Here is a 20,493-nt window from a genome sequence, read left to right on the forward strand (position 1 = left end):
GGTGCACGATGAATCGACTGGTGCAGGACATCAAGTTCGCGCTGCGGCAGCTCAGAAAGTCGCCCGGATTTACTATGACGGCCATCGTGACCCTGGCGCTGGGTATCGGCGCCAATGCGGCGATCTTCACGCTGGTGCACGCCGTGCTGCTCAAAAATCTTCCCGTCTCCGATCCCAAGCTGCTGGTACGTGTCGGCGATACGGACGACTGCTGCGTCAACGGAGGAGTTCCCGACCACCGCGACTATTCGATCTTCGCCTTTGAGCTTTACCAACATCTGCGGGAGAACACGCCAGAGTTTGAAAGCCTGGCAGCGATGCAGGCAGGCGTTGGCTATGCCGGCGTAACAGCGAGAAGCAGCAAGCCAGGCGATCTTCCGCATTCTGCGCGCGGCGAAGTAGTGACGGGTAACTACTTTCAGGTATTGGGCCTGCGGCCCTACGCAGGGCGACTCATCCTTCCCTCCGACGATGTGCAGGGTGCACCGATGGGCGTTGTGATGAGCTACCAGGCGTGGCAGCGTGACTATGCCAGCGATCCATCTGTCGTGGGAAGTACCTTCGTACTGAATACCTATCCGGTCACAGTTCTTGGCATTACGCCGCCATCCTTCTACGGCGACCGCATGACAGATACACCGCCGGACTTCTATATCCCCATGGTCATGGAGCCGAATTTCGGCCCGGGAAATCCTACAAGCTTGCTGCACCGCAGAGATGCAAACTGGCTCTACCTGTTAGGGAAGATCAAGCCGGGGACAGATATGAAGCAGCTCGAGGCAAAGATGAGCGCCTCGCTTCGCAACTATCTCGCAACCTTGCCACTCTATCAGCGCCAGGACCGGCAGCCTGACCTGGCGGGTGCGCACGTGATTCTTACGCCGGGCGGCGCCGGTATCGAAAATTTGCAGCAGGAGTATGGTGTCGGCCTGAAGATGCTGATTACGGTCTCGGCACTGGTGCTGCTGATCGCCTGCGCCAACATCGCCAACCTGATGCTGGTGCGCGGTATGGCGCGCAGGGCTGAGACCTCCATTCGCATGGCTTTGGGGGCACAGCGCACAAGGCTTATCCGGCAGATGCTTACAGAGAGCGTTGTGCTCTCCTGTCTCGGCGGCTTCGCCGGACTTCTCGTCGCCTATGCCGGAACCAAGGTCCTGCTGGCGATGGCATTTCCCCATGCGCAGAGCCTTCCTATTGAAGCGACGCCATCCCTGACAGTACTCGGGTTCGCCTTCGCGCTCTCCCTTCTTACCGGCCTGATCTTCGGTGTGGCGCCCGCCTGGGTAACGTCCCACTCGCAGCCCGCCGATGCGTTGCGGGGATCGAATCGCACCACGTCAGATCGGTCGGGCTTACTGCAGCGGTCGCTGGTGATTCTGCAAGCAGCGCTCTCTCTGATTCTGCTGGTCGGTGCGGGGCTGATGGCGAAGAGCCTAAGCAAGCTGGAGAACCAGGACTTCGGTATCGTCACAGAAAATCGCGTCGTGGCGCACTTCAGTCCCGAGAGCTCTGGATATAAGCAGGAGCAGCTTCAGGGTCTCTACGACAAAATCATCAATGACCTGCATGCGCTACCCGGGGTCGACAAAGCTGCGCTCTCGCTTTACACGCCGCTCGAAGGCAACAACTGGGGAGAAGGTGTCTATATTCAGGGCCGGCCCGAGCCCGGCGCTCAAGCGAAGAACGGCGCCTCATGGCTGCGCGTAGGACCGGAGTATTTCGACATCGTCGGTCATCGTGTGTTGCGCGGCCGCGGGATTGCAGCACAGGACACAGCGACTTCCCTTCCGGTAGTCGTCGTGAATGAAGCCTTTGTGAAGAAGTTCTTCTCTAATGGAGAGAACCCCCTCGGAGCGCACTTCGGCATCTCCGGCATGGAGAGCGTGGGCGACTGGGAGATCGTCGGCGTGGTCTCCGACATCAAGTACAACGACCTAAGGCAGCCTACGCGGGCCATGTACTTCCGGCCGCTCTTGCAGGTGGCGCATACAAAACCACAGAACGATACCCGGTCTCTGTATGCCGGGGCAATCATGCTCACGACCAAGGGTCACGTGGGCAACCTGGAATCGCAGGTGCGCCGAACTCTGGCCAATATCAACCCGAATCTCACTGTGGTGAACTACAACACCTTCGAAGAACAGGTTCGTGGTCAGTTTGACCAGGAGCGAATGATCGCCCGGCTCACGCTGATGTTCAGCCTCCTGGCGCTGATGCTTGCGGCGGTTGGACTCTATGGTGTTACCGCCTACTCCGTTGCGCGGCGCACACCGGAGATCGGCGTACGCATGGCTCTGGGGGCGGGCCGCGGCAAAGTGATCGCCATGGTGATGCGCGAGGCGATGTTTCAAGCCATCATCGGCCTGGCCATCGGCATTCCCGCCGCCTGGCTCTGCGTTCGTCTTGTACAGTCACAGCTCTATAACGTCGGCGGCCATGATGCCATGGTCATGACCGGCTCTGTCCTGGTGCTGACTGTAGCAGCACTGCTGGCAGGGTTGATTCCCGCGCAGCGAGCCGCATCAACCGATCCCGTAAAGGCACTGCGGACGGAGTAGCGAAGCAATTTGGAGACACAATGATTGACCTAAGGAATGTAGAGCGGAGCTACCGCGCAGGCGGTACCGAAACCTGGGTGCTGCGGCGAGTCTCGCTGACAATTCAGCCCTGGGAGTTTGTCACTATCATGGGCCCTTCGGGCGCTGGCAAGTCGTCGCTGCTGAATGTGCTCGCGATGCTCGATGACCAGTGGAAAGGTGAGTTCGACTTCGATGGCGTCGCTGTCCACCGCCTGAACCGCAAGCAGCGCGCCGATCTCGCTCGGCAAAAGATAGGCATGGTCTTCCAGAGCTATCACCTGCTTGACGACATGACGGTCGCTGAGAACATCGATCTTCCCCTGTCCTACAAGGACATCCCCCGTAGCGAACGGCAGGCGATGGTGGCAGACACGCTTGATCGCTTTCAGATGGTCGCAAAAAAAGACCTCTACCCACACCAGCTCTCCGGCGGACAACAGCAACTGGTGGGCATCGCCCGCGCCATGATTCATAAACCGGCGCTGCTGCTCGCCGACGAACCGACAGGCAATCTGCATTCAAAACAGGCACAAGAGATTATGGAGATGTTCCGGCAACTGAATCAGGAAGGCACGGCGATCGTGCAGGTCACGCACTCCGAAACGAACGCTGCTTACGGCACACGCACCATTGAACTGCGAGATGGATGGGTCCACTCCGACACCGCCGGCGCAGCACAACCTCCGCTGCAGGAGGTACGTTCGTGATCGGAAGAAAACTGGGATCAGCCGCACTGCTGGCGGCGGTGAGCGTAACGGCAACAGCACAGAACGCAGCGCCAGCGACACAGGCGCCCACACCGGCATTGCGTCTGGACATTCCTCACTCCAGCAACCCGATCAATACCTATCGCGCCGTGAGCGTTCCTCCGCCGAATCTCTCCAATACGCCGCGCATCGATCAACTGATCCGCAACGGCGTGCTGGAGCTAAGCCTGAAGGACGCGATCGCACTCGCACTGGAGAACAATCTCGACCTGGCAATCGCGCGCTACAACCTGCCGATCGCCGAGGCGGACGTCCTTCGTACCCGCGCCGGCGGATCGTTCCGAGGCGTCAACACCGGCGTCGTGCAGAACACACCGGGTGGAGGTGTAGGAGGCTTTGGTTCAGGAGCGGCAGGCGCGGGCGCCGGTGGTACCTCAGGCGGTGCAGGCGGAGCCGGCTCGGGAGCGTCGGGTCTGGTACAGTCGACACTCGGTACCGGCACCAACGTCCCATCGTTCGACCCTTCCATTACGGGGACCGTAAACCTCGAGCACTATACTCAGCCTCTGTCAAATATCTCGATCTACGGCGTACTGGAGCTGCAGCAGAACACGACGACCGGGAACATCAGCTACTCGCAGGCGTTCCCTACCGGAACATCTTTAGTGGCTGTCTTCAACAACGACCGTACCGCAACCAACAGCCCGCGCAGCTACCTCAACCCCACGCTGAACACTTACTACCACATCGCACTGCAACAGCAGTTGCTGGCCGGCTTCGGCTTCGGACCCAATCTTCGTTATCTGCGCATTGCGAAGAACAATCGGAAGATCTCCGACGAAGCCTTCAAGTTGCAGGTAGTCAGCACCGTTACCCAGATCGCTAACATGTATTGGGACCTGGTCGCTGCTTACGAAGATGAACAGGTAAAGAGCAGCACGCTGACATTCGCCCAGCAAACGCTCGACAGTGCCCGCAAGGAGCTCGCGCTTGAGGCGATTCCGGCGATGGATGTACTGAAGGACGAAGCTGAGGTTGCCAACCGGGAGCAGGACCTTACGGTCGCGAAGACGACCTTGCAGTTTCAGGAACTGCTGATCAAAAATGCCCTGACCAAGAACCTCGACGATCCAACTCTGGAAGCCATGCCGGTGAAGCCGACCGATTCCAGCTCGGTCGATAGTGCACCAGACACCGCCTCCGCGGCGACCGGTGACAGTATTACGCTCGCGCTGAAAAACCGCATTGAGTTGATCGAGTCGGACATCGATCTGCAAAACCGTGGAATCAGCCTCGGCGCGGCGCGCAATGCCCTGCTTCCCACCGTCTCGCTCTCCGCGTACTACGGTGGCAGCGGTCTCGCCGGCCCTCCGAATCCCTCCGCAGGTGTTGCGTCCACTCAACCCATGGACTGGCATGGAGCGGTAAACGGCGCCTTCAATAACTCTGCCCCGGACTACTATGTCGGCATCAACGTCAATATCCCTATCCGCAACAGGGTTGCCAAGTCGGACCAATACCGCGCGGAGTTGGAAACGCGCCAGGCGGAGCTGCGCACCCAGGAGCTGAAAAAGCAAATCCGCATCGAGGTGCGCAACGCGCAATACACGCTGCAACAGAGCCGTGCCCGTGTGGAGTCCGCCCGCAAAGCACGGGATCTCGCGCAGCGGACCTTCGATATTACCGCCAAGGAGCAAGAGTTGGGCGCAGGGTCAAATCTGCAGACACTCACGGCTCGGCGCGACCTATCCACGGCGGAGTCTACCCTGGTAGCCGCAATGACGGCCTATCAGAAAGCAAAGGTCGAGCTCGACCGGACTCTGGGTGTCACACTGGAATCGCACGACATTTCGATAGAATCAGCGAGAACCGGAACGGTTCCAGGCGGACAGTAAAACAGTTGGGATTGGATACATGGCAGAGGCAGTAATGGTTTCAGATGCGAAGGGATCGGATCGAAGGCAGGCCGGCAAACTACTTGTCGCCGACGATCAGCCGCACATTCTTGAGGCTATTCGCCTGCTGCTCAAGCCCGAAGGCTACGACCTGGAGCTGGTTCGGACCCCGGCCCTGACGCTGGAGGCGATTGCGCACGAGGAGTTCGACGGCGTTCTCATCGATCTGAACTATGAGCGGGACACCACCTCCGGCCAGGAAGGACTGGAGCTGGTTGTCCGTATCAAAGAGATCGACGCGCAGCTTCCGGTCATCGTGATGACGGCCTGGGGCAACATCGACCTTGCCGTCGAGGCTATGCGCCGGGGAGCCAGCGACTTCATCCAGAAACCCTGGGAGAACGCCCGCCTGCTGAGTGTTCTCCGCACACAAACGGAACTCTACCGCAGCCAGCGGCGCATGCAGCGGCTCGAGGCAGAAAACCGTCTCCTCCGCACCTCAGGCGCTCCTGACTTCATCGCATCGGCGCCGGCCATGCGCAGTGTGGTCGAGATGATGGCACGCATCGGCCCCTCCGATGCCAACGTGCTGATCACCGGCGAACACGGCACAGGCAAGGAAGTCGTCGCTCAGACGTTACATCGCCTCTCAACGCGCTCCGATCGCGCAATAGTCGCTGTCAATACGGGTGCTCTTCCTGAAGGCACCTTCGAGAGCGAGCTGTTCGGCCATGTGAAAGGCGCCTTCACGGATGCCCGTACCGACCGTATTGGACGTTTTGAGCTGGCCAGCGGCGGAACACTCTTTCTGGATGAGATTGCCAATATCCCCGTCCGTCAGCAGGCCAAGCTGCTGCGCGTGCTCGAGACCGGGGAGATGGAGCGCGTAGGATCGTCGCGCACCCAGAAGGTGAATGTACGTATGCTGTCGGCAACCAACGCCGACCTGCGAGCCGAATGCGAAGCCGGCCGGTTCCGCGAAGACCTGCTCTTCCGGTTGAATACGGTGGAGATCTCTCTTCCCCCGCTACGGGATCGCCGCGAGGATATTCCCGCACTGGCGGCACACTTCCTTGCAAAGTACGCTGCGCGCTACCGCCGCCAGCTCGAGGGCTTCGAGGCGAATGCCTTGCAACAGATGTTGCAATACGGCTGGCCTGGCAACGTCCGCGAGCTCGACCATACCGTGGAACGTGCTGTGCTGATGGCGAGAGGAACACGGATTGAAGCGTCAAACCTTGGTCTGCAGGCGCAACATCGCAGCTCTGCCTCTCAGAGCCTGGACGATATGAGTCTTGAAGCGGTTGAGGCTATTCTTATTCGGAAGGCGCTTGCCCGTGCGAACGGGAATGTGAGCCACGCGGCAGATGCCCTGGGCCTAAGCCGCGGAGCTCTCTATCGCCGTATCGAAAAGTATGGACTCTGAGCACCAGCCCGCAAGCGGACCAACGATACAACGCATTCCGTTGCAGCGCTCGAAGAAGCGGCTGAGCTTTGAGTGGCGCTTACGGGTGTTCTTCTGGGCCTTCGGAACTCCCGGTCTCGCTCTCTGCTGGTGGTTACTGTATGCGAATGCCGTCGATGTGATTGTGACGGTGATCCTGCTCGCCTTCTATCTGTTGCTCTGGGCTTTTCTCACCTCCATTGTGATGGAACAGATCACTCGCCCCCTGCAAACGCTTACCAACGTCGTAGCGGCGTTGCGGGAGGACGATTATTCGTTCCGTGCGCGAGGTGCGCGACGCGAAGATGCGATCGGAGATCTCGCTATCGAGATCAATGCCCTGGCCAATATGTTGCAGTCGCAGCGCGCCGGCGCGCTGGAGGCGATTGCGCTTGTCGAGCGTGTCGTTGACTCCATGCACTCCCCGGTCATGGCCTTTGATCCTGAGGGGCGTTTGAAGCTGCTGAATACAGCGGCAGAACACGTCTTCGGACTGAAGATACGCACTGCCCTGGGACGCACTGCACGAGAGCTTGGTCTGGAACGCTTCGCCGGCGCTGCCGATGAAGATCTGCTGACGATGGATACCGGCGCCCAACCCGGCCGATGGATGGTGAAACGCACCGGCTTTCGTCTTCACGGCGTTCCCCATCAACTGCTGGTGCTGGCAGACGTCAGTTCGGCGTTAAGGGAAGAAGAGCGGCTGGCATGGAAACGGCTTATTCGTGTGCTCGGCCACGAGATCAACAATTCCCTCACCCCGATCAAGTCCATCGCCGCCAGTTTGCGCGGACAATTGCGGCCGGGCATCAGCGCCACAGATCTGGAAGACTTCGATCGCGGCTTGGAGGTCATTGAAAACCGGTCCGAGTCGCTCAATCGTTTTCTGCAGGCCTACCGGCAACTCATGGGCTTGCCTGCTCCACGGCTTGCTCCGGTGGAGGTAAACAGTCTGCTTCAGAGAGTCGCCAAGCTGGAGACACGGCTTCGCGTTCGTGTAATCGATGGCGAGGAGTGTGTCATCCAGGCCGACGCCGACCAGTTGCAGCAGGCGCTGATCAATCTTGTGCGCAACGCAACCGAGGCCGCGTTAGGTCCGGATGCGGAGAATGCGGCCATCGCGAGCGTGTCCATCGCATGGCGGCAGGTTGACGGTGAGGTCACCATCTCCATCCTCGACAACGGCCCAGGACTAAGCAATGCGAGCAATCTGTTTGTGCCCTTTTACACCACCAAACCTACCGGGACAGGCATCGGCCTGGTGCTCGCGCAGCAGATCGCCGAAGGACATGCTGGAGCGGTACGGCTGGCGAACCGGACCGACGGAGTGACAGGCTGCGTCGCTGAGGTACGGCTGCCCGCGGGCACAGCCGAACGATCATTCCCTCAGATGGCTGCTAACAGCGCAAATAAGTCCTGAACCTTATTGTCCGGAACTGGACGCGTGATTTCACTTCCGGACATAACCGCGGGTAGCTCAACTATTGAAGTCTTTGATTTTTCGGAGTCAACGACGATGAACTGCATGGCCGTCCACATGCTGTTGTGTTCTTTGTTCATGGAGGAGTGTCTGCAATGACCACCTTTGCTCAGGATCTTCGCTATGCCTTGCGGCAGCTAAAGAAAACGCCCGCGTTTACGGTAACCGTACTGCTTACGCTGGCGTTGGGAATTGGAGCGAATGCGGCAATCTTCACCCTGGTCAACAGCATTCTGCTTCGCAGCCTTCCTGCGGCCGATCCGTCCACATTGGTACGCGGCGGAGCCATAAACGACTGCTGTGTGGGTTCCGGCTGGCGCAACGACGGCGATTATTCGCTCTTTTCAACGGAAGCCTACGAAGAGATGAAGAAAGGCTCTCCCGAGTTTGTGGAGCTGGCGGCTATCCAGGCCGGCTTCACCTTCCGTCCTGTTACCGTGCGGGGTGATGCCCCGGGCGCTCTGCCTCAATCGGTCATGGGTGAGTATGTCTCGGGCAACTACTTCCGAACCTTCGGATTGCGTCCCTATGCAGGGCGCTTGTTTACCGATGCAGATGACACGAAGGGCGCACCGATGACGGCAGTGATCAGCTATGCCGCATGGCAGCGAGACTTCAATGGAAATCCAGATATCGTAGGCAAAACCTTTTGGGTGAATACCAAGCCGGTTGCCATTATCGGCATTGCACCGAAAGGATTCTACGGAGACCGCCTCGTCGCCACTCCTCCGGACTACTACCTGCCGATCGAGACCATGCCCTCAATCATGAACGTACCGTATGTGCATGACCCGAACACGAACTGGTTGTACATCCTGGGCAGGGTAAAACCAGGAACAGCAACGCTTCCGTTACAGGAGAAACTGAGCGCACAGCTGCGGCAAGCGTTACTCAAGACACGCATCAACTTTACCTCTGAGGCAGGTAAGACGAAGCTCGCGCGTTCCCATGTGACCCTCACGCCCGCGGGCAATGGCATTATGTGGATGCAGGAGGCCTACGGTGCTCATCTCCACCTGCTGACATGGACCGCGGCCCTTGTGCTTCTGGTGGCATGCGCCAATGTCGCAAATCTGCTGCTGGTGCGCGGTATGACGCGGAAGATCGAGATGTCAGTACGCGCAGCCATGGGTGCGGGACGCGATCGTCTGATCCGCCAGCTGCTGACGGAAAGTATCTTGCTCTCCGGAATCGGTGGCCTTCTCGGGCTGGTCGTGGCATACGGAGGAACACGGATTCTGTTGTCGCTCGCGTTTCCCGGCGAACACGGAGTGCCTATTGAGGCTGCCCCTTCCACCGCGGTCATCGCATTTTCTATCGGACTCAGCGTACTGACCGGGCTATTGTTCGGCCTGGCTCCGGCATTTGTCGCGTCGAGGACGGAACCGGCGGATGTGCTGCGGAGCGGCGCCAGGACGACGACCGGCGGAACCTCGAAACTGCAGAAGGTGCTGGTCGTCACACAGGCCGCACTCTCGTTTGTGCTTCTGGTCGGCGCGGGACTATTCGCACAAAGTCTGCGCAAGCTCGAGAACACCGACATGAAACTGGAAACGCGGAATCGCTATATCGTCCATATCAATCCTCAGGCTGCCGGCTACAAGCAGACGCAGCTTGAAGCTCTGTATCGCGAGATGGAGGACCGGTTTCACGCCGTTCCCGGAGTGCAGAAGGTTGGCATCACCAGCTACACGCCGATGGAAGACAACAATAACGGCTGGGGCTGGAACGCGGAAGGCTTGCCGAATGTTAGCCACGGTGCCTCGGTAATACGTGTTAACCCGGAGTACTTCGACTCGGTGGGCACCAAGGTGCTGGCCGGGCGAAACATCGGTATCGGCGATACCCCGACCGCTCCCAGAGTTGCCGTGGTGAATCAGGCATTCGCGAAAAAGTTCTTTGGAGATACCAACCCGATCGGCAGGCGCATCGGCACCGCCGAAACTCACCCCGGAGACTACGAGATCGTCGGCGTTGTGCAGGATACCGTCTATACCACGGTGCGATGGACAGACCATCTCATGGTCTTCCTACCGACACTCCAGCGCCTGGCGACAGATGGACCCATCGAGGACGATCTCGGCCTCTATGCTGGTGCTCTGGTCGTGCAGACTGACCGGCCCATCCACGAGATGGAGACGATCGCGAGGCGAACTCTTGCCGCCATTAACCAGAACCTTACTGTCGTAAAGTTCCAAACCTTCGATGAGCAGATTGCTGACCGCTTCACTGAGGAGAGGCTGCTCTCGCGGCTGACTATGATGTTCGGCGGGCTGGCATTGTTATTGGCGGCTATCGGGCTGTATGGCGTAACCGCATACACGGTCGTACGCAGAACGAATGAGATTGGCATACGCATGGCTCTGGGAGCCGACAGGGGTGGCGTGATGGCCATGATCCTGCGTGGCGCTATTTTGCAGGTGATCATCGGCCTGGCCATCGGCGTTCCGGCCACACTGATATGCGTGCGTTTCGTGCGGTCGCAGCTATACCAGGTCACGGGTGTGGACGCAGGCATTTTGCTGGGAGCGCTCGCCATACTTGGTCTGGCGGCCTGCATTGCGGGCCTGGTTCCGGCAAGACGTGCGGCGTCAATCAATCCCGTCGAAGCTCTAAGGATTGAGTAGCTGCGTTACCTGGCAGACCAAACCTCGAATCGTCTCATTTTTAGAGGATTCGTAGAATCCTCTAAACAACCGATTGTTTATTTAGTTCGTACTTGACATTTATCTTTTGGCAGTGCTCCTATGGTGCCGCTCAAAGCTGGCCAGCTTCGGCACCATCGCATCTCACACAACTCAGAGGAGCATCTGCATGAGAATCACTCCCTTCGGCAGGCCAATGGCTCTGGCCTTCGCCATCGCTTGCGCCGTCGTCTTTGCCAGTACCATTGCCACTGCCCAGACATGGGTTCATCCGGGTATTGTTGTAAGCCCGCAACAGCTGCTTGCCACCCGCACTGCTTATCAAAATGGAGACCTCACAGTCGGCAACCAGGTGAACAAGGCCATGGCTTCAAGCTATGGATCCACGACTTACGCCGTCCAGGGTTATTACCCCGGCGGCATCAGTCAGTGCGGAGCAAACTCCAACCCCAATCATGGTTGTCAGGCCGCCGATAACGATTCCAATGCGGCCTACGTCCAGGCGCTGCTCTGGTACCTCACCGGTAACCAGACCTACGCCAACAATGCGATGAACATCATGAACGCCTGGGCGAGCTTCCAGGGCTATGCCGGTACCAACGGTCTTTCCTGCCCGAGCGGCACCGACTGCTCCAACGGTCCATTACAGTCCGGCTGGGACGCCGAAAAGTGGCCACGCGCCGCGGAGATCCTCTATTACGGCCGCACGTCCTCAGGCGCCAGTTCCGGATGGTCCAGCACCGGCTTCACCAACTTCAAGAACATGCTGATCAATGTCTATCAGCCCGTTATCCAGAATGGCTCGGGAGTCAACGGGAACTGGGACATGAGCATGATCGATGGCACCATGCAGATCGCCGTCTTGACCGAGAACCGCACACTGCTTAATCAAGCCCGCACCATGTGGCTGGGCAGGGTTCCCGATCTCTTCTATCTCAATGCGATCGACGGCTCCAGTCATGCGGCTTCGCCACGCGGCAATCCAAGCTGGTTCGGCCAAAGCATCTTCAACTCCTCCACGGAGAACGTGAATCAAGAGACCTGCCGTGACCTTACGCACACGGAAGACAGTATCTCTTCGACCATGATGGCCGCTGAGACTGACTGGATCCAGGGCGGTGAACTCTACACCGACACAAACAACTCCTCAGAGACCGGAGCCCAGGTCAAAGCGGAAGACCGGATCGTCGGCGCACTCAACCTTATTGCAGGCCTCGAAGCACAGAACCCTGGCCAGAACAACATCATCACCGCGCCCTTCGACTTCTGCACCAGCTCCGGCGGAGTTGGCATCAACCAGATCAAACTGGGCTACGGCGCGACGTACGTCATCGGTTACAACGCGTACCATAACCGCCTGAATGTCGCCGCCATGCAAAACCAGCACGGCTCCAGTGGCCAGCATGGCACAGCAAATACTTATAACTGGATTCAGAACAACGGCCTGAACCTTGCCCAGGACACAGACCACGGGAATCACATGACCTTGTTCGAGGCGCTGACGCACTCGACGGAGGTCTGCACACAGGCGAACAACTCATCCTGGAACAGCATCGCGTATATTGCGCAGACCGGCTCCCCCACGGTGAAGTTCAATGCAACTCCGTCACAAAATAATGCCAATACGGTTGTCGGCCTCAGCAGCGGCACACCGGCCGCATATGCACAGCTTGCGGCCATTGTGCGTTTCAATCCCTCCGGCTTCATTGATGCCTACAACGGCAACATTGGCGGGTATGCGGCTGTAAACTCGATTCCCTACACCGGGGGAACGAAGTACAGCTTCTGGATGGTTCTCAATATTCCCAACCAGACCTACGACGCCTATGTCACGCCCGACGGAGGGTCACAGGTGCAGATCGCTTCCGGCTACAAATTCCGGTTGACCGACACGACGCTTGACCATGCCATTTTGCATGCCGAGGTCGGTACGGACAACGTCTGTAGCTTCAACCTCCCCCTGGGAGGCAACTTCCCTCAATAACCTCGACCGCGATATGGCGACCCGGTCGGAACTGGGTCGCCATATCTTAATCCCGCAATTCACCTGCAATGTGGCCGAGGAAACGGAGACAGACTATGATGGTTGCGCGATGAAGGCACCCACTCTACTCCTCCTCCTCAGCGCTCTTCCTCTCGCGGCGCAACAACGGCCCGCGATCGACGGCATCTCTCATATCGCCGTCTATGCGCGCGATATGGCGGCTGCACAGCGATATTACGAACATGACCTGGGCTTGAAGAAGGCTGCGGATCCGGAGAACTCGGCGGGCACTCGTTATTACGTCAATGCAACACAGTTTGTCGAGGTTCTGCCGCTCCCTGCAGAGGCCGGCATTACCCGGCTGGATCACCTTGCCTACAAAACGGTCAACGCCGCAGGCCTGCGGTCGTATCTCGCCGCGAAGCACGTCGAGGTGCCGGCAACGATTCAGACGATGAATGACGGATCAAAGACCTTCTCGGTGAAAGATCCTGAAGGGTACACGGTCGAGTTTGTGCAGCCGGGAAAGGCCGATCTCAATGGCGCACAGCCCATCGGCGCGAGGATCATCCATGTCGGCATGGTGGTGCATGACCGGGCAAAGGAAGACAGCTTCTACCGTGAGATTCTCAACTTCCGGCCCTACTGGTACGGAGGCGGTACCGACGGCCGTACTTCCTGGATCTCGCAGCAGACACCCGATGCCAACGAGTGGGTGGAATATATGTTGCCGCGCGAGGGCCAGGAGCTGACGCAGAAACAGGCGGGCGTGATGAACCACTACTCCATCGGCGTGGTGAATATGGAACAGGCCGTCTCAACGTTGGCGGCGCAGGACCGCCTCAGCACCGAACATAGCCCCATGCAGATTGGCCGCGATGGAAAGTGGCAGTTCAACTCTTACGACGATGAAGGCACACGCACGGAGCTGATGGAGTTCACGCCCGTGATGACACCTTGCTGCTCGCCCATCACGGCGCCGCACCCGAAACCGTAGTTCTTCAGCGCCATGACAACAGTCGCGACACAAAGGGAGGCACGTCGGCAGATGCGTATTGCAACCTATATCTGTGCAGCGGTACTGCTGGGTAGCAGGGTCCTGGCGGCAGGCCAGTCACCGGAGATCCCCAAACACGGACGCGCCGTGAAGTTCTTTGACGGGAAGGACCTGAAAGGCTTCGATACGTTCCTCACCAGCGAGGGGCTGAACAACGACCCCAATCACGTCTTCACCATCGAGAACGGTGTCGTGCACGTTTCCGGCATGGAAATGGGCTACTTCATCACCAAGCAGGAGTACTCCAACTACTATCTGCGTGCCGAGTTCAAGTGGGGCGAAGGCACCTACGGTTCACGGCAGGGCAAGGCGCGCGACAGCGGCATCCTTTACAACATTCAGGGCCCAAACAAAGTGTGGCCCCGGTCGGTCGAGTTTCAGATCAATGAGGGATGCACGGGCGACTTCTGGATGACGGATGGCGCAGCACTGACCGGTAAGGACGGAATACGTGTGACCGGTCCGGATGGCAAAGCACTGAAGATCGATCGCTTCAACAAGGGGCCCTATCAGAACGTAGTCGGCTATCGTGACCCGGTAAACGAGGTTGAGAAGCCACATGGCGAGTGGAACGTATTGGAACTGGTCAACCGCAATGGGCACGTGTGGCAGTATGTGAACGGCAAGCTCGCCAACGAGGGAACCAATGCGTTTCCTACGAGCGGCAAGATCCTCTTCCAGTCAGAGGGCGCCGAGGTCTACTTCCGCAACATGAAGCTGTACCCGCTTAAGTAACGCGGATACAGCTGCACCGTTGTCCTAAGCGCCGAAGACGTTCTGCAGATAGGCGTTGAGGAACTTGCGGTTCGGATCATACTGCGCTGCCAGAGCGCGGAAGTCGTTAAGCCGCGGGTACAACTGGCTGAGCCGCTGATGCGACATGGTGAATACCTTCGCCCAGTGCGGACGAGCATCGAATGGCGCTAGCTTTTCTTCAATCAGCGGAAGAACGCTCCGCACCGCCTTTTCTTCCGGCTTCCAGGTGAAGTGGATCGCCACGGAATCGCGCTTGTACGCCGTGCTGAGCCACAGGTCGTCCGCGGCGATGGTGCGCAGCTCGGTGATGAAAAGATGCGGCGTAATTTTGTCGCGCAACTGCTCCACCGCCAGAATGGCTTTGTATGCCTGCGCGCGCGGAACAAAATACTCCGACTGCAGCTCTGCGCCACTGGAAGGTGTGAAGTTCATGCGGAAGTGAGGGAGGCGTTCGTACCATGGTCCCGGAACTCCGAGCTGTTCGGTGCAGTTCTCCGGGGAGTGTCCGGCCAGAGGATGGAGCTTCGTCTTCTGCAGCGTAGCGCCATAGAAGAGCGGCGGCAGAGCCGGCGTCGTCGAACCGGTGATGCTCTGTTTCAGCCACACCTGGGTTGCACGATGATGTTGCCAGTCAGTAAAGAGACTGACACTGTAACCGGAGCCAAAGATCGCATCCAGGTTATGCTCCAGTTGATCGAACGACAGATTCTCATAGACGATCTGCGAAATCTGAAACGTCGGTACCACGGCAAGCGTGATGCGGATGATAACGCCCAGCGCGCCCAACGCCACAACAGCCCCATTAAACTCATCAGTGTTGGTCGCGCGGGAAAGCGTCTTGAGTTGTCCCGAGCCGTCCACAAACTCGATAGCGCGGACCGCCGTGGACAGATTTCCATTATGAATGCCGGAACCGTGCGTAGCCGTGGCGCACGCTCCGACCACGGAGACGTGTGGCAGAGAGGCCAGGTTGTGCACGGCAAAACCCTGTGCATCGAGCCACGGCGCCAGTTTGCCGTAGGTAACCCCTGCCGCAACCGTGACCGTACGACCTGCCTTGTCCAACGTCATCTCGGTCATGTTTTTGAGCGAGATCTGGTCGCCGGAGGAGTCGGCGATATCGTTGAACGAATGGCGTGCTCCCAGGGCCTTGGCATTTGAAAGTGACGTAACCAGCCGTTGGACCTCCTGCGCGCTGCCGGGTTCGTCCAGCCGTGCTGCCTTATAGGTGTAGTTGCCTGCCCAGTTAGTTCGGTTCGCTCTAGCCGCCGCCTCTTTTTGCGTCTGTCCGAAGCCCATTCGCGAGAGCAGAGCTCCCGCCATTGCAGAACCAGACGCCTTTAAAAACTCACGTTTATTCATCCTCGCGCCTTTCTTTGTAGCCAGTCACACTGCGGCTATGTCGCTTGGTAGCGGTCGCAGTTGGTTCATTCCTCAACCGAAATGTTTCACTGCTCGTTGCGGAGCTTTCCGATGCTAGTAAAGGTCCGCAGACATCGTCAACAACGCCTCTGCACTTGGAGCCAGGCGAACTACTTTGATGCACTGGCAACGCCCACAAGCCGCCATGTGGTGGGCAACCCATCAGATCGATTGCGCTGGAGGCTGCTGCATTTCGACCAATAAATAAGTCGTGTTACGATATAAATGTAATGAAACGCTCCCCCAGAACGACGGGACGGAGCCAGATCCAGCTACTGGCTCCGTCCCGTCCCGAAATCAGGCGTTTTCCGCAATTCAGTGAGCAAGCTGCGATGAAGCCTGCAGCCGCAACAGCATCTGCCCTTGTTGCAAACTTCCGGCGCTCCGGATGGCACCCTGGCGACGATCTCCTACATCGCAGATGTGATGGGCCTTCGACACAATTCCGTTGTTGAACGTCCAGGCAAATCAACTCCTCAAACGGCTCTCGATATACCGGACCGATGAAAGAAGGACCCTTTGCAGTCGGAACCATCGATACTCAGAGATTTCACGGTTGATAAACGAGTTTGGCTGCTATCTGGCGTCGCAGTCGGCATCGGTATCTGTGCAACGCTGTTGGCGGTTCTGCTTCTACGCTGTATCGCGTTTTCAACCAATATTTTTTACTACCACCGTCTCAGCTTTGCGCCTGTCTCACCCGCCGGCAGCCCCTTGGGACACCTGATGGTCTTCGTTCCAATTGTGGGTGGCCTCATCGTTGGCGTTATGGCTCGCTTCGGATCTGACAAGATACGCGGACACGGTATTCCGGAAGCGATCGAGGCGATTCTGCTTCGCCGCGCCAAAGTTGACCCGAAGATCGCGGTTCTAAAACCCGTCTCCGCCGCAGTAGCGATCGGCTCCGGTGGTCCGTTCGGCGCGGAAGGCCCAATCATCATGACGGGCGGCGCCCTTGGATCACTCGTCGGACAGTGGATGCATGTGACCGACGCGGAACGCACCACACTGCTTGTTGCCGGAGCCGCGGCGGGCATGTCGGCCACCTTTGCAACCCCGCTCGCCGCGATTCTTATCGCCGTTGAGCTTTTGCTCTTCGAATGGCGGCCGCGCAGCCTGGTTCCCGTTGCCATTGCAAGTGCTACGGCCGCGCTTTTCCGTGTCTATTGGCTGGGCGCAGGGCCACTGTTCGCCATGCCGGCTATTGCAGAAGTCCACTTCACTACCCTTTCCGTTGCGGCTCTTCTCCTGGGCGCTTTCATCGGCATCGTTGCAGCGCTTATGAGCCGCATGATGTATGCGTTTGAGGATCTCTTCGAGCATTTGCCCATTCACTGGATGTGGTGGCCCGCGATCGGTGGTATCGGCATCGGTCTCGGCGGTCTCTTCTTCCCCCGTGGCCTTGGCGTTGGATATGAAAACATCGCCGAACTGCTGCAGGGCTCGGCTCCGCTTGCCCTGATTGTCGGAATCCTTCTCGCGAAGTCGCTGATGTGGGCATTCTCTCTGGGATCGGGAACATCTGGTGGTGTTCTTGCGCCGCTCCTCATGATTGGAGGAGCGGTTGGAGCACTTGCCGGACACCTGGCGCACGCTCCGGCCGAAACTCAGGCGTTCTTCGCGCTGATTGGCATGGGATCCATGTTGGCCGGCTCGCTCGGTGTTCCCTTGACCGCCATCATCTTCAGCCTCGAGGTGACACATTGCCTGCCCGCACTGCTTCCCCTCTCCATGGCCTGCATCGCGTCTTACCTCGTCACGGCATTGATCATGCCTCGTTCGATCCTGACCGAGAAACTCAGCCGTCGAGGGTTCCATTTGACTCGCGAATACGGCGTTGACCCGCTTGAGCTGGTGCTTGTCCGCGAAGTGATGTCTCCTCTCGCAGCCAATCCGCCTGCCCATGCGCTTCCGTCTTTCTACGCCTATGACGATTCAACGACACGTGGAGCGGCGGAGATTATGGCAACGGAAGGAGTAGAAGCATTGCCAGTCGTCGAGCGGGCCACAGGGCAGATATGCGGCGAACTCTCCATAAGGGGCCTGCTGCGAGGCAGAGAGCGCTCAATTGAGCGTGAAAACGAGCGCCTGCGTCTCTTCGGATACGATCTGGACTAACGAGGAACAAATGACTGGCTCCGTGGACATACAGAGGCGCACTCGCCGTGAGTTGTTACTGCATGATGCACTGGCTTTTCTCGCCCTGACCCTGGTAACGGCGGCATTGTTCGTGGTGACACTGTTCCTCTTCCGGAGTTTCACGAACCATCGTGCAGGAGAGGCTCGGGCATGGACCGCGAAGGGACAGCAGACGTTGAATGCCGGTGATGCGGAAGATGCTGTGAAAGACTTCCGCATCGCTTTGACGTTTGCTCCGGGAACACCTGCGAATGAGCTATTGCTTGCTCAGTCACTCGCAGCCGCCGGACCAACGCATACCGAAGAGGCATACAACTCCTTTCTGGGGCTATGGGACGCTCATCCAGGTGATGGGCAGATCAATCTGCAATTGGCTCGGCTCGCGGCACGACGTGGAGATCCAGCAGCAGCAGCCCGCTTTTATCGGGCCGCGATCGACGGCCGGTGGGACGAAAATGGAGCGGTACACCGCCGTGAGGGACGGCTGGAGCTGGCTCGCTTCCTGATTGCGCAGCACAACAATGCTGCGGCTCGCGAGGAACTGCTGGTGGTCGCCGGAAACTGGCCCAGGGACGAAGCGGTGCAAGGTGAAGTTAATGATCTACTCGCGAAGGTCGGTGCCAGCCAATGAATAAAGCCACGCAAGGAACACCTGAGGAGAATCAGTTGGACGCAAGGCAGATGCGGCAACGCGAAGAGCGGCTGTTCCTTCTGCTGTCGATCTTTATTGGGGTGATTGCCGGCTTACTCGTCGTATCGTTCCGAATGGCGATTGAATGGCTCCAGGTACTACTGCTGGGTTCGGTATCGGAACCGCATCATCTGCGCCTGATCTTCATACCTGCGGCTATTGGACTAGGCATCGCGATTGCGACACGCTACGTTTTTCCGAACGTTCGCGGCAGCGGTGTGAATCAGACGAAGGCCGCACTGTACATCCATAACGGATATATCTCCTTCAGAACAGTGATCGGAAAGTTTTTGCTCTCTGCGCTGGCGATTGGCAGCGGACACTCGTTGGGTCCAGAGGACCCATCGCTACAGATCGGTGCGGGCGTAGCCTCCCTGGTAAGCCGGCGTGTGGGCATCTCACGAAGGAAGCTGAGAATCTTCGCGCCGGTCGGCGCAGCGGCGGGCTTGGCGGCTGCATTCAATGCGCCAATCTCGGCAATCCTGTTTGTGATTGAAGAGGTCATCGGGCAGTGGAGCGCGGCAGTGCTGGGCTCCGTGGTGTTGTCGGCCGTGGCAAGCGTCGTGGTGGCACGCAGCTTCTGGGGCGCGGAGCCGATGTTCCGGATTCCTGAGGTAGTCCTGCGCGATCCACGCGAGCTGCTCGCGTATGCGGTGCTGGGGTTTGCCGGCGGTGTTGCGGCTCTGATCTTTGCGAAGACAATTGGCTGGCTGCATCCGTGGCTACGCCAGCAATCGCCTGCATTACGAATCCTGCAGCCAATGCTGGCTGGTCTGATCGTCGGCGGTATCGGCTACTTCGGCTTCCCCCAGGTGATGGGCGCCGGCTACGACGCTATCGATCAAGCAATGCATTCGCAGTACACATGGGAGATGCTCCTGATACTGGCGGGTCTGAAGATCGCGGCAACGTCGCTTTCCTTCTCCAGCGGAACCCCAGGCGGAATGTTCGCGCCGACGTTGTTCATCGGTGCGACTCTCGGTGCGGCGCTCGGGATGTTTGAGAAGAAATTCTTTCCTGGCTTGAATGGATCCATTGGATCGTACGCACTCGTAGGAATGGGTGTGCTGTTTGCGGCCTTCCTCCGCGCACCATTGACCAGCGTATTCATGGTGCTGGAGGTGAGCCAGAATTACTCGATCGTCCTACCGGTAATCCTGGCGAATACGATTGCGTATACCCTGTCCCGAAGCTTGCAGCCAGTACCGATCTTCGAGCTGTTGACGAAGCAGGGTGGAATGGTGCTGCCCTCGATGGAGGAGATCCGCGAAGAAGACGAGCTGCGGCTGGAAGATGCGCTGGAACCGGTGACCGTGCCGGTAGTGGAAGACTCGAGCAACGTAGGCGACGCAATGCATGTGATGGAACAGAACGGCGTAGCGTTGGTGCATTGCGCAGACGGACGCTGGTATGTGATGCAGCGAGACGAGATAGAGAACGCAGGACGCGACACCTTGATCAAGGAACGAATGCATGGGGAGCGAACGCCCGTGCTCTATCCGGACTTGCCACTGGCAAAAGCCCTTCCGCATCTCGAACGATGGGATCTGCTCCCAGTAGTCAGTCGTGCGGGAGGAGCGCTGGAGGGTGTCGTTACTCTTCCAGGTCTGATGAAGCGCGATCACAATAGCCTTAGCGGGGACTGAGCAGCATTGAGCCAGCAATAGCGTTGCGACAGGCCATATGTTCAT

Annotated in this window: 13 protein-coding genes; 12 read left to right on the forward strand and 1 reads right to left on the reverse strand. The window is 58.5% G+C overall.

What is annotated here, in order from left to right; translation table 11 throughout:
• The first annotated feature begins 8 nt into the window (after positions 1-8).
• The 9 genes from AB4Y89_RS05165 to AB4Y89_RS05205 all read left to right on the forward strand — a co-directional run bounded on the left by AB4Y89_RS05165 (position 9) and on the right by AB4Y89_RS05205 (position 14,529).
• Entirely contained in the window at positions 9-2,561 is a 2,553-nt protein-coding gene (locus tag AB4Y89_RS05165) for an ABC transporter permease (RefSeq protein ID WP_442299819.1), read from the forward strand.
• 20 nt (positions 2,562-2,581) lie between these two features.
• The gene (locus tag AB4Y89_RS05170; protein WP_442299820.1) at positions 2,582-3,289 is read left to right on the forward strand and encodes an ABC transporter ATP-binding protein; all 708 of its coding nucleotides are present in this window, start codon (positions 2,582-2,584) and stop codon (positions 3,287-3,289) included.
• Entirely contained in the window at positions 3,286-5,184 is a 1,899-nt protein-coding gene (locus tag AB4Y89_RS05175) for a TolC family protein (protein WP_442299821.1), read from the forward strand. Before AB4Y89_RS05170 ends, AB4Y89_RS05175 begins: the two co-directional genes overlap by 4 nt.
• A 19-nt stretch (positions 5,185-5,203) precedes the next feature.
• Positions 5,204-6,610, forward strand: coding sequence for a sigma-54-dependent transcriptional regulator (locus AB4Y89_RS05180; protein WP_442299822.1), 1,407 nt, complete (start codon positions 5,204-5,206; stop codon positions 6,608-6,610).
• Complete coding sequence (locus tag AB4Y89_RS05185) at positions 6,600-8,048, forward strand: sensor histidine kinase (protein ID WP_442299823.1); 1,449 nt, start codon at positions 6,600-6,602, stop codon at positions 8,046-8,048. Before AB4Y89_RS05180 ends, AB4Y89_RS05185 begins: the two co-directional genes overlap by 11 nt.
• A gap of 155 nt (positions 8,049-8,203) precedes the next feature.
• Positions 8,204-10,735 (forward strand): ABC transporter permease, encoded by a 2,532-nt coding sequence (locus tag AB4Y89_RS05190; RefSeq protein WP_442299824.1) that lies wholly within the window; start codon positions 8,204-8,206, stop codon positions 10,733-10,735.
• 187 nt (positions 10,736-10,922) lie between these two features.
• On the forward strand, positions 10,923-12,737 hold the full coding sequence (locus AB4Y89_RS05195) for a hypothetical protein (protein WP_442299825.1): 1,815 nt from the start codon (positions 10,923-10,925) through the stop codon (positions 12,735-12,737).
• Between the two features lie 109 nt (positions 12,738-12,846).
• Entirely contained in the window at positions 12,847-13,734 is an 888-nt protein-coding gene (locus AB4Y89_RS05200; protein WP_442299826.1) for a VOC family protein, read from the forward strand.
• Between the two features lie 51 nt (positions 13,735-13,785).
• Entirely contained in the window at positions 13,786-14,529 is a 744-nt protein-coding gene (locus AB4Y89_RS05205) for a 3-keto-disaccharide hydrolase (protein WP_442299827.1), read from the forward strand.
• 24 nt (positions 14,530-14,553) lie between these two features.
• Here AB4Y89_RS05205 and AB4Y89_RS05210 read toward each other — a convergent pair whose 3' ends face one another.
• Positions 14,554-15,912, reverse strand: a complete 1,359-nt coding sequence (locus AB4Y89_RS05210) for a D-arabinono-1,4-lactone oxidase (RefSeq protein WP_442299828.1) — start codon at positions 15,910-15,912, stop codon at positions 14,554-14,556.
• A 579-nt stretch (positions 15,913-16,491) separates the two neighbouring features.
• Between AB4Y89_RS05210 and AB4Y89_RS05215 the strand changes: the two genes are divergently transcribed.
• Genes AB4Y89_RS05215 through AB4Y89_RS05225 form a run of 3 tightly spaced genes read left to right on the forward strand, consistent with a single transcriptional unit; the run spans position 16,492 to position 20,448 of the window.
• Positions 16,492-18,090 (forward strand): chloride channel protein, encoded by a 1,599-nt coding sequence (locus AB4Y89_RS05215; protein WP_442299829.1) that lies wholly within the window; start codon positions 16,492-16,494, stop codon positions 18,088-18,090.
• Between the two features lie 10 nt (positions 18,091-18,100).
• The gene (locus AB4Y89_RS05220; protein ID WP_442299830.1) at positions 18,101-18,742 is read left to right on the forward strand and encodes a tetratricopeptide repeat protein; all 642 of its coding nucleotides are present in this window, start codon (positions 18,101-18,103) and stop codon (positions 18,740-18,742) included.
• Positions 18,739-20,448, forward strand: a complete 1,710-nt coding sequence (locus tag AB4Y89_RS05225) for a chloride channel protein (protein ID WP_442299831.1) — start codon at positions 18,739-18,741, stop codon at positions 20,446-20,448. The genes AB4Y89_RS05220 and AB4Y89_RS05225 overlap by 4 nt, the downstream gene beginning before the upstream one ends.
• The last annotated feature ends 45 nt before the right edge of the window (positions 20,449-20,493 follow it).

The sequence above is a fragment of the Terriglobus sp. 2YAB30_2 genome (assembly GCF_052114765.1).
GTDB lineage: Bacteria > Acidobacteriota > Terriglobia > Terriglobales > Acidobacteriaceae > Terriglobus.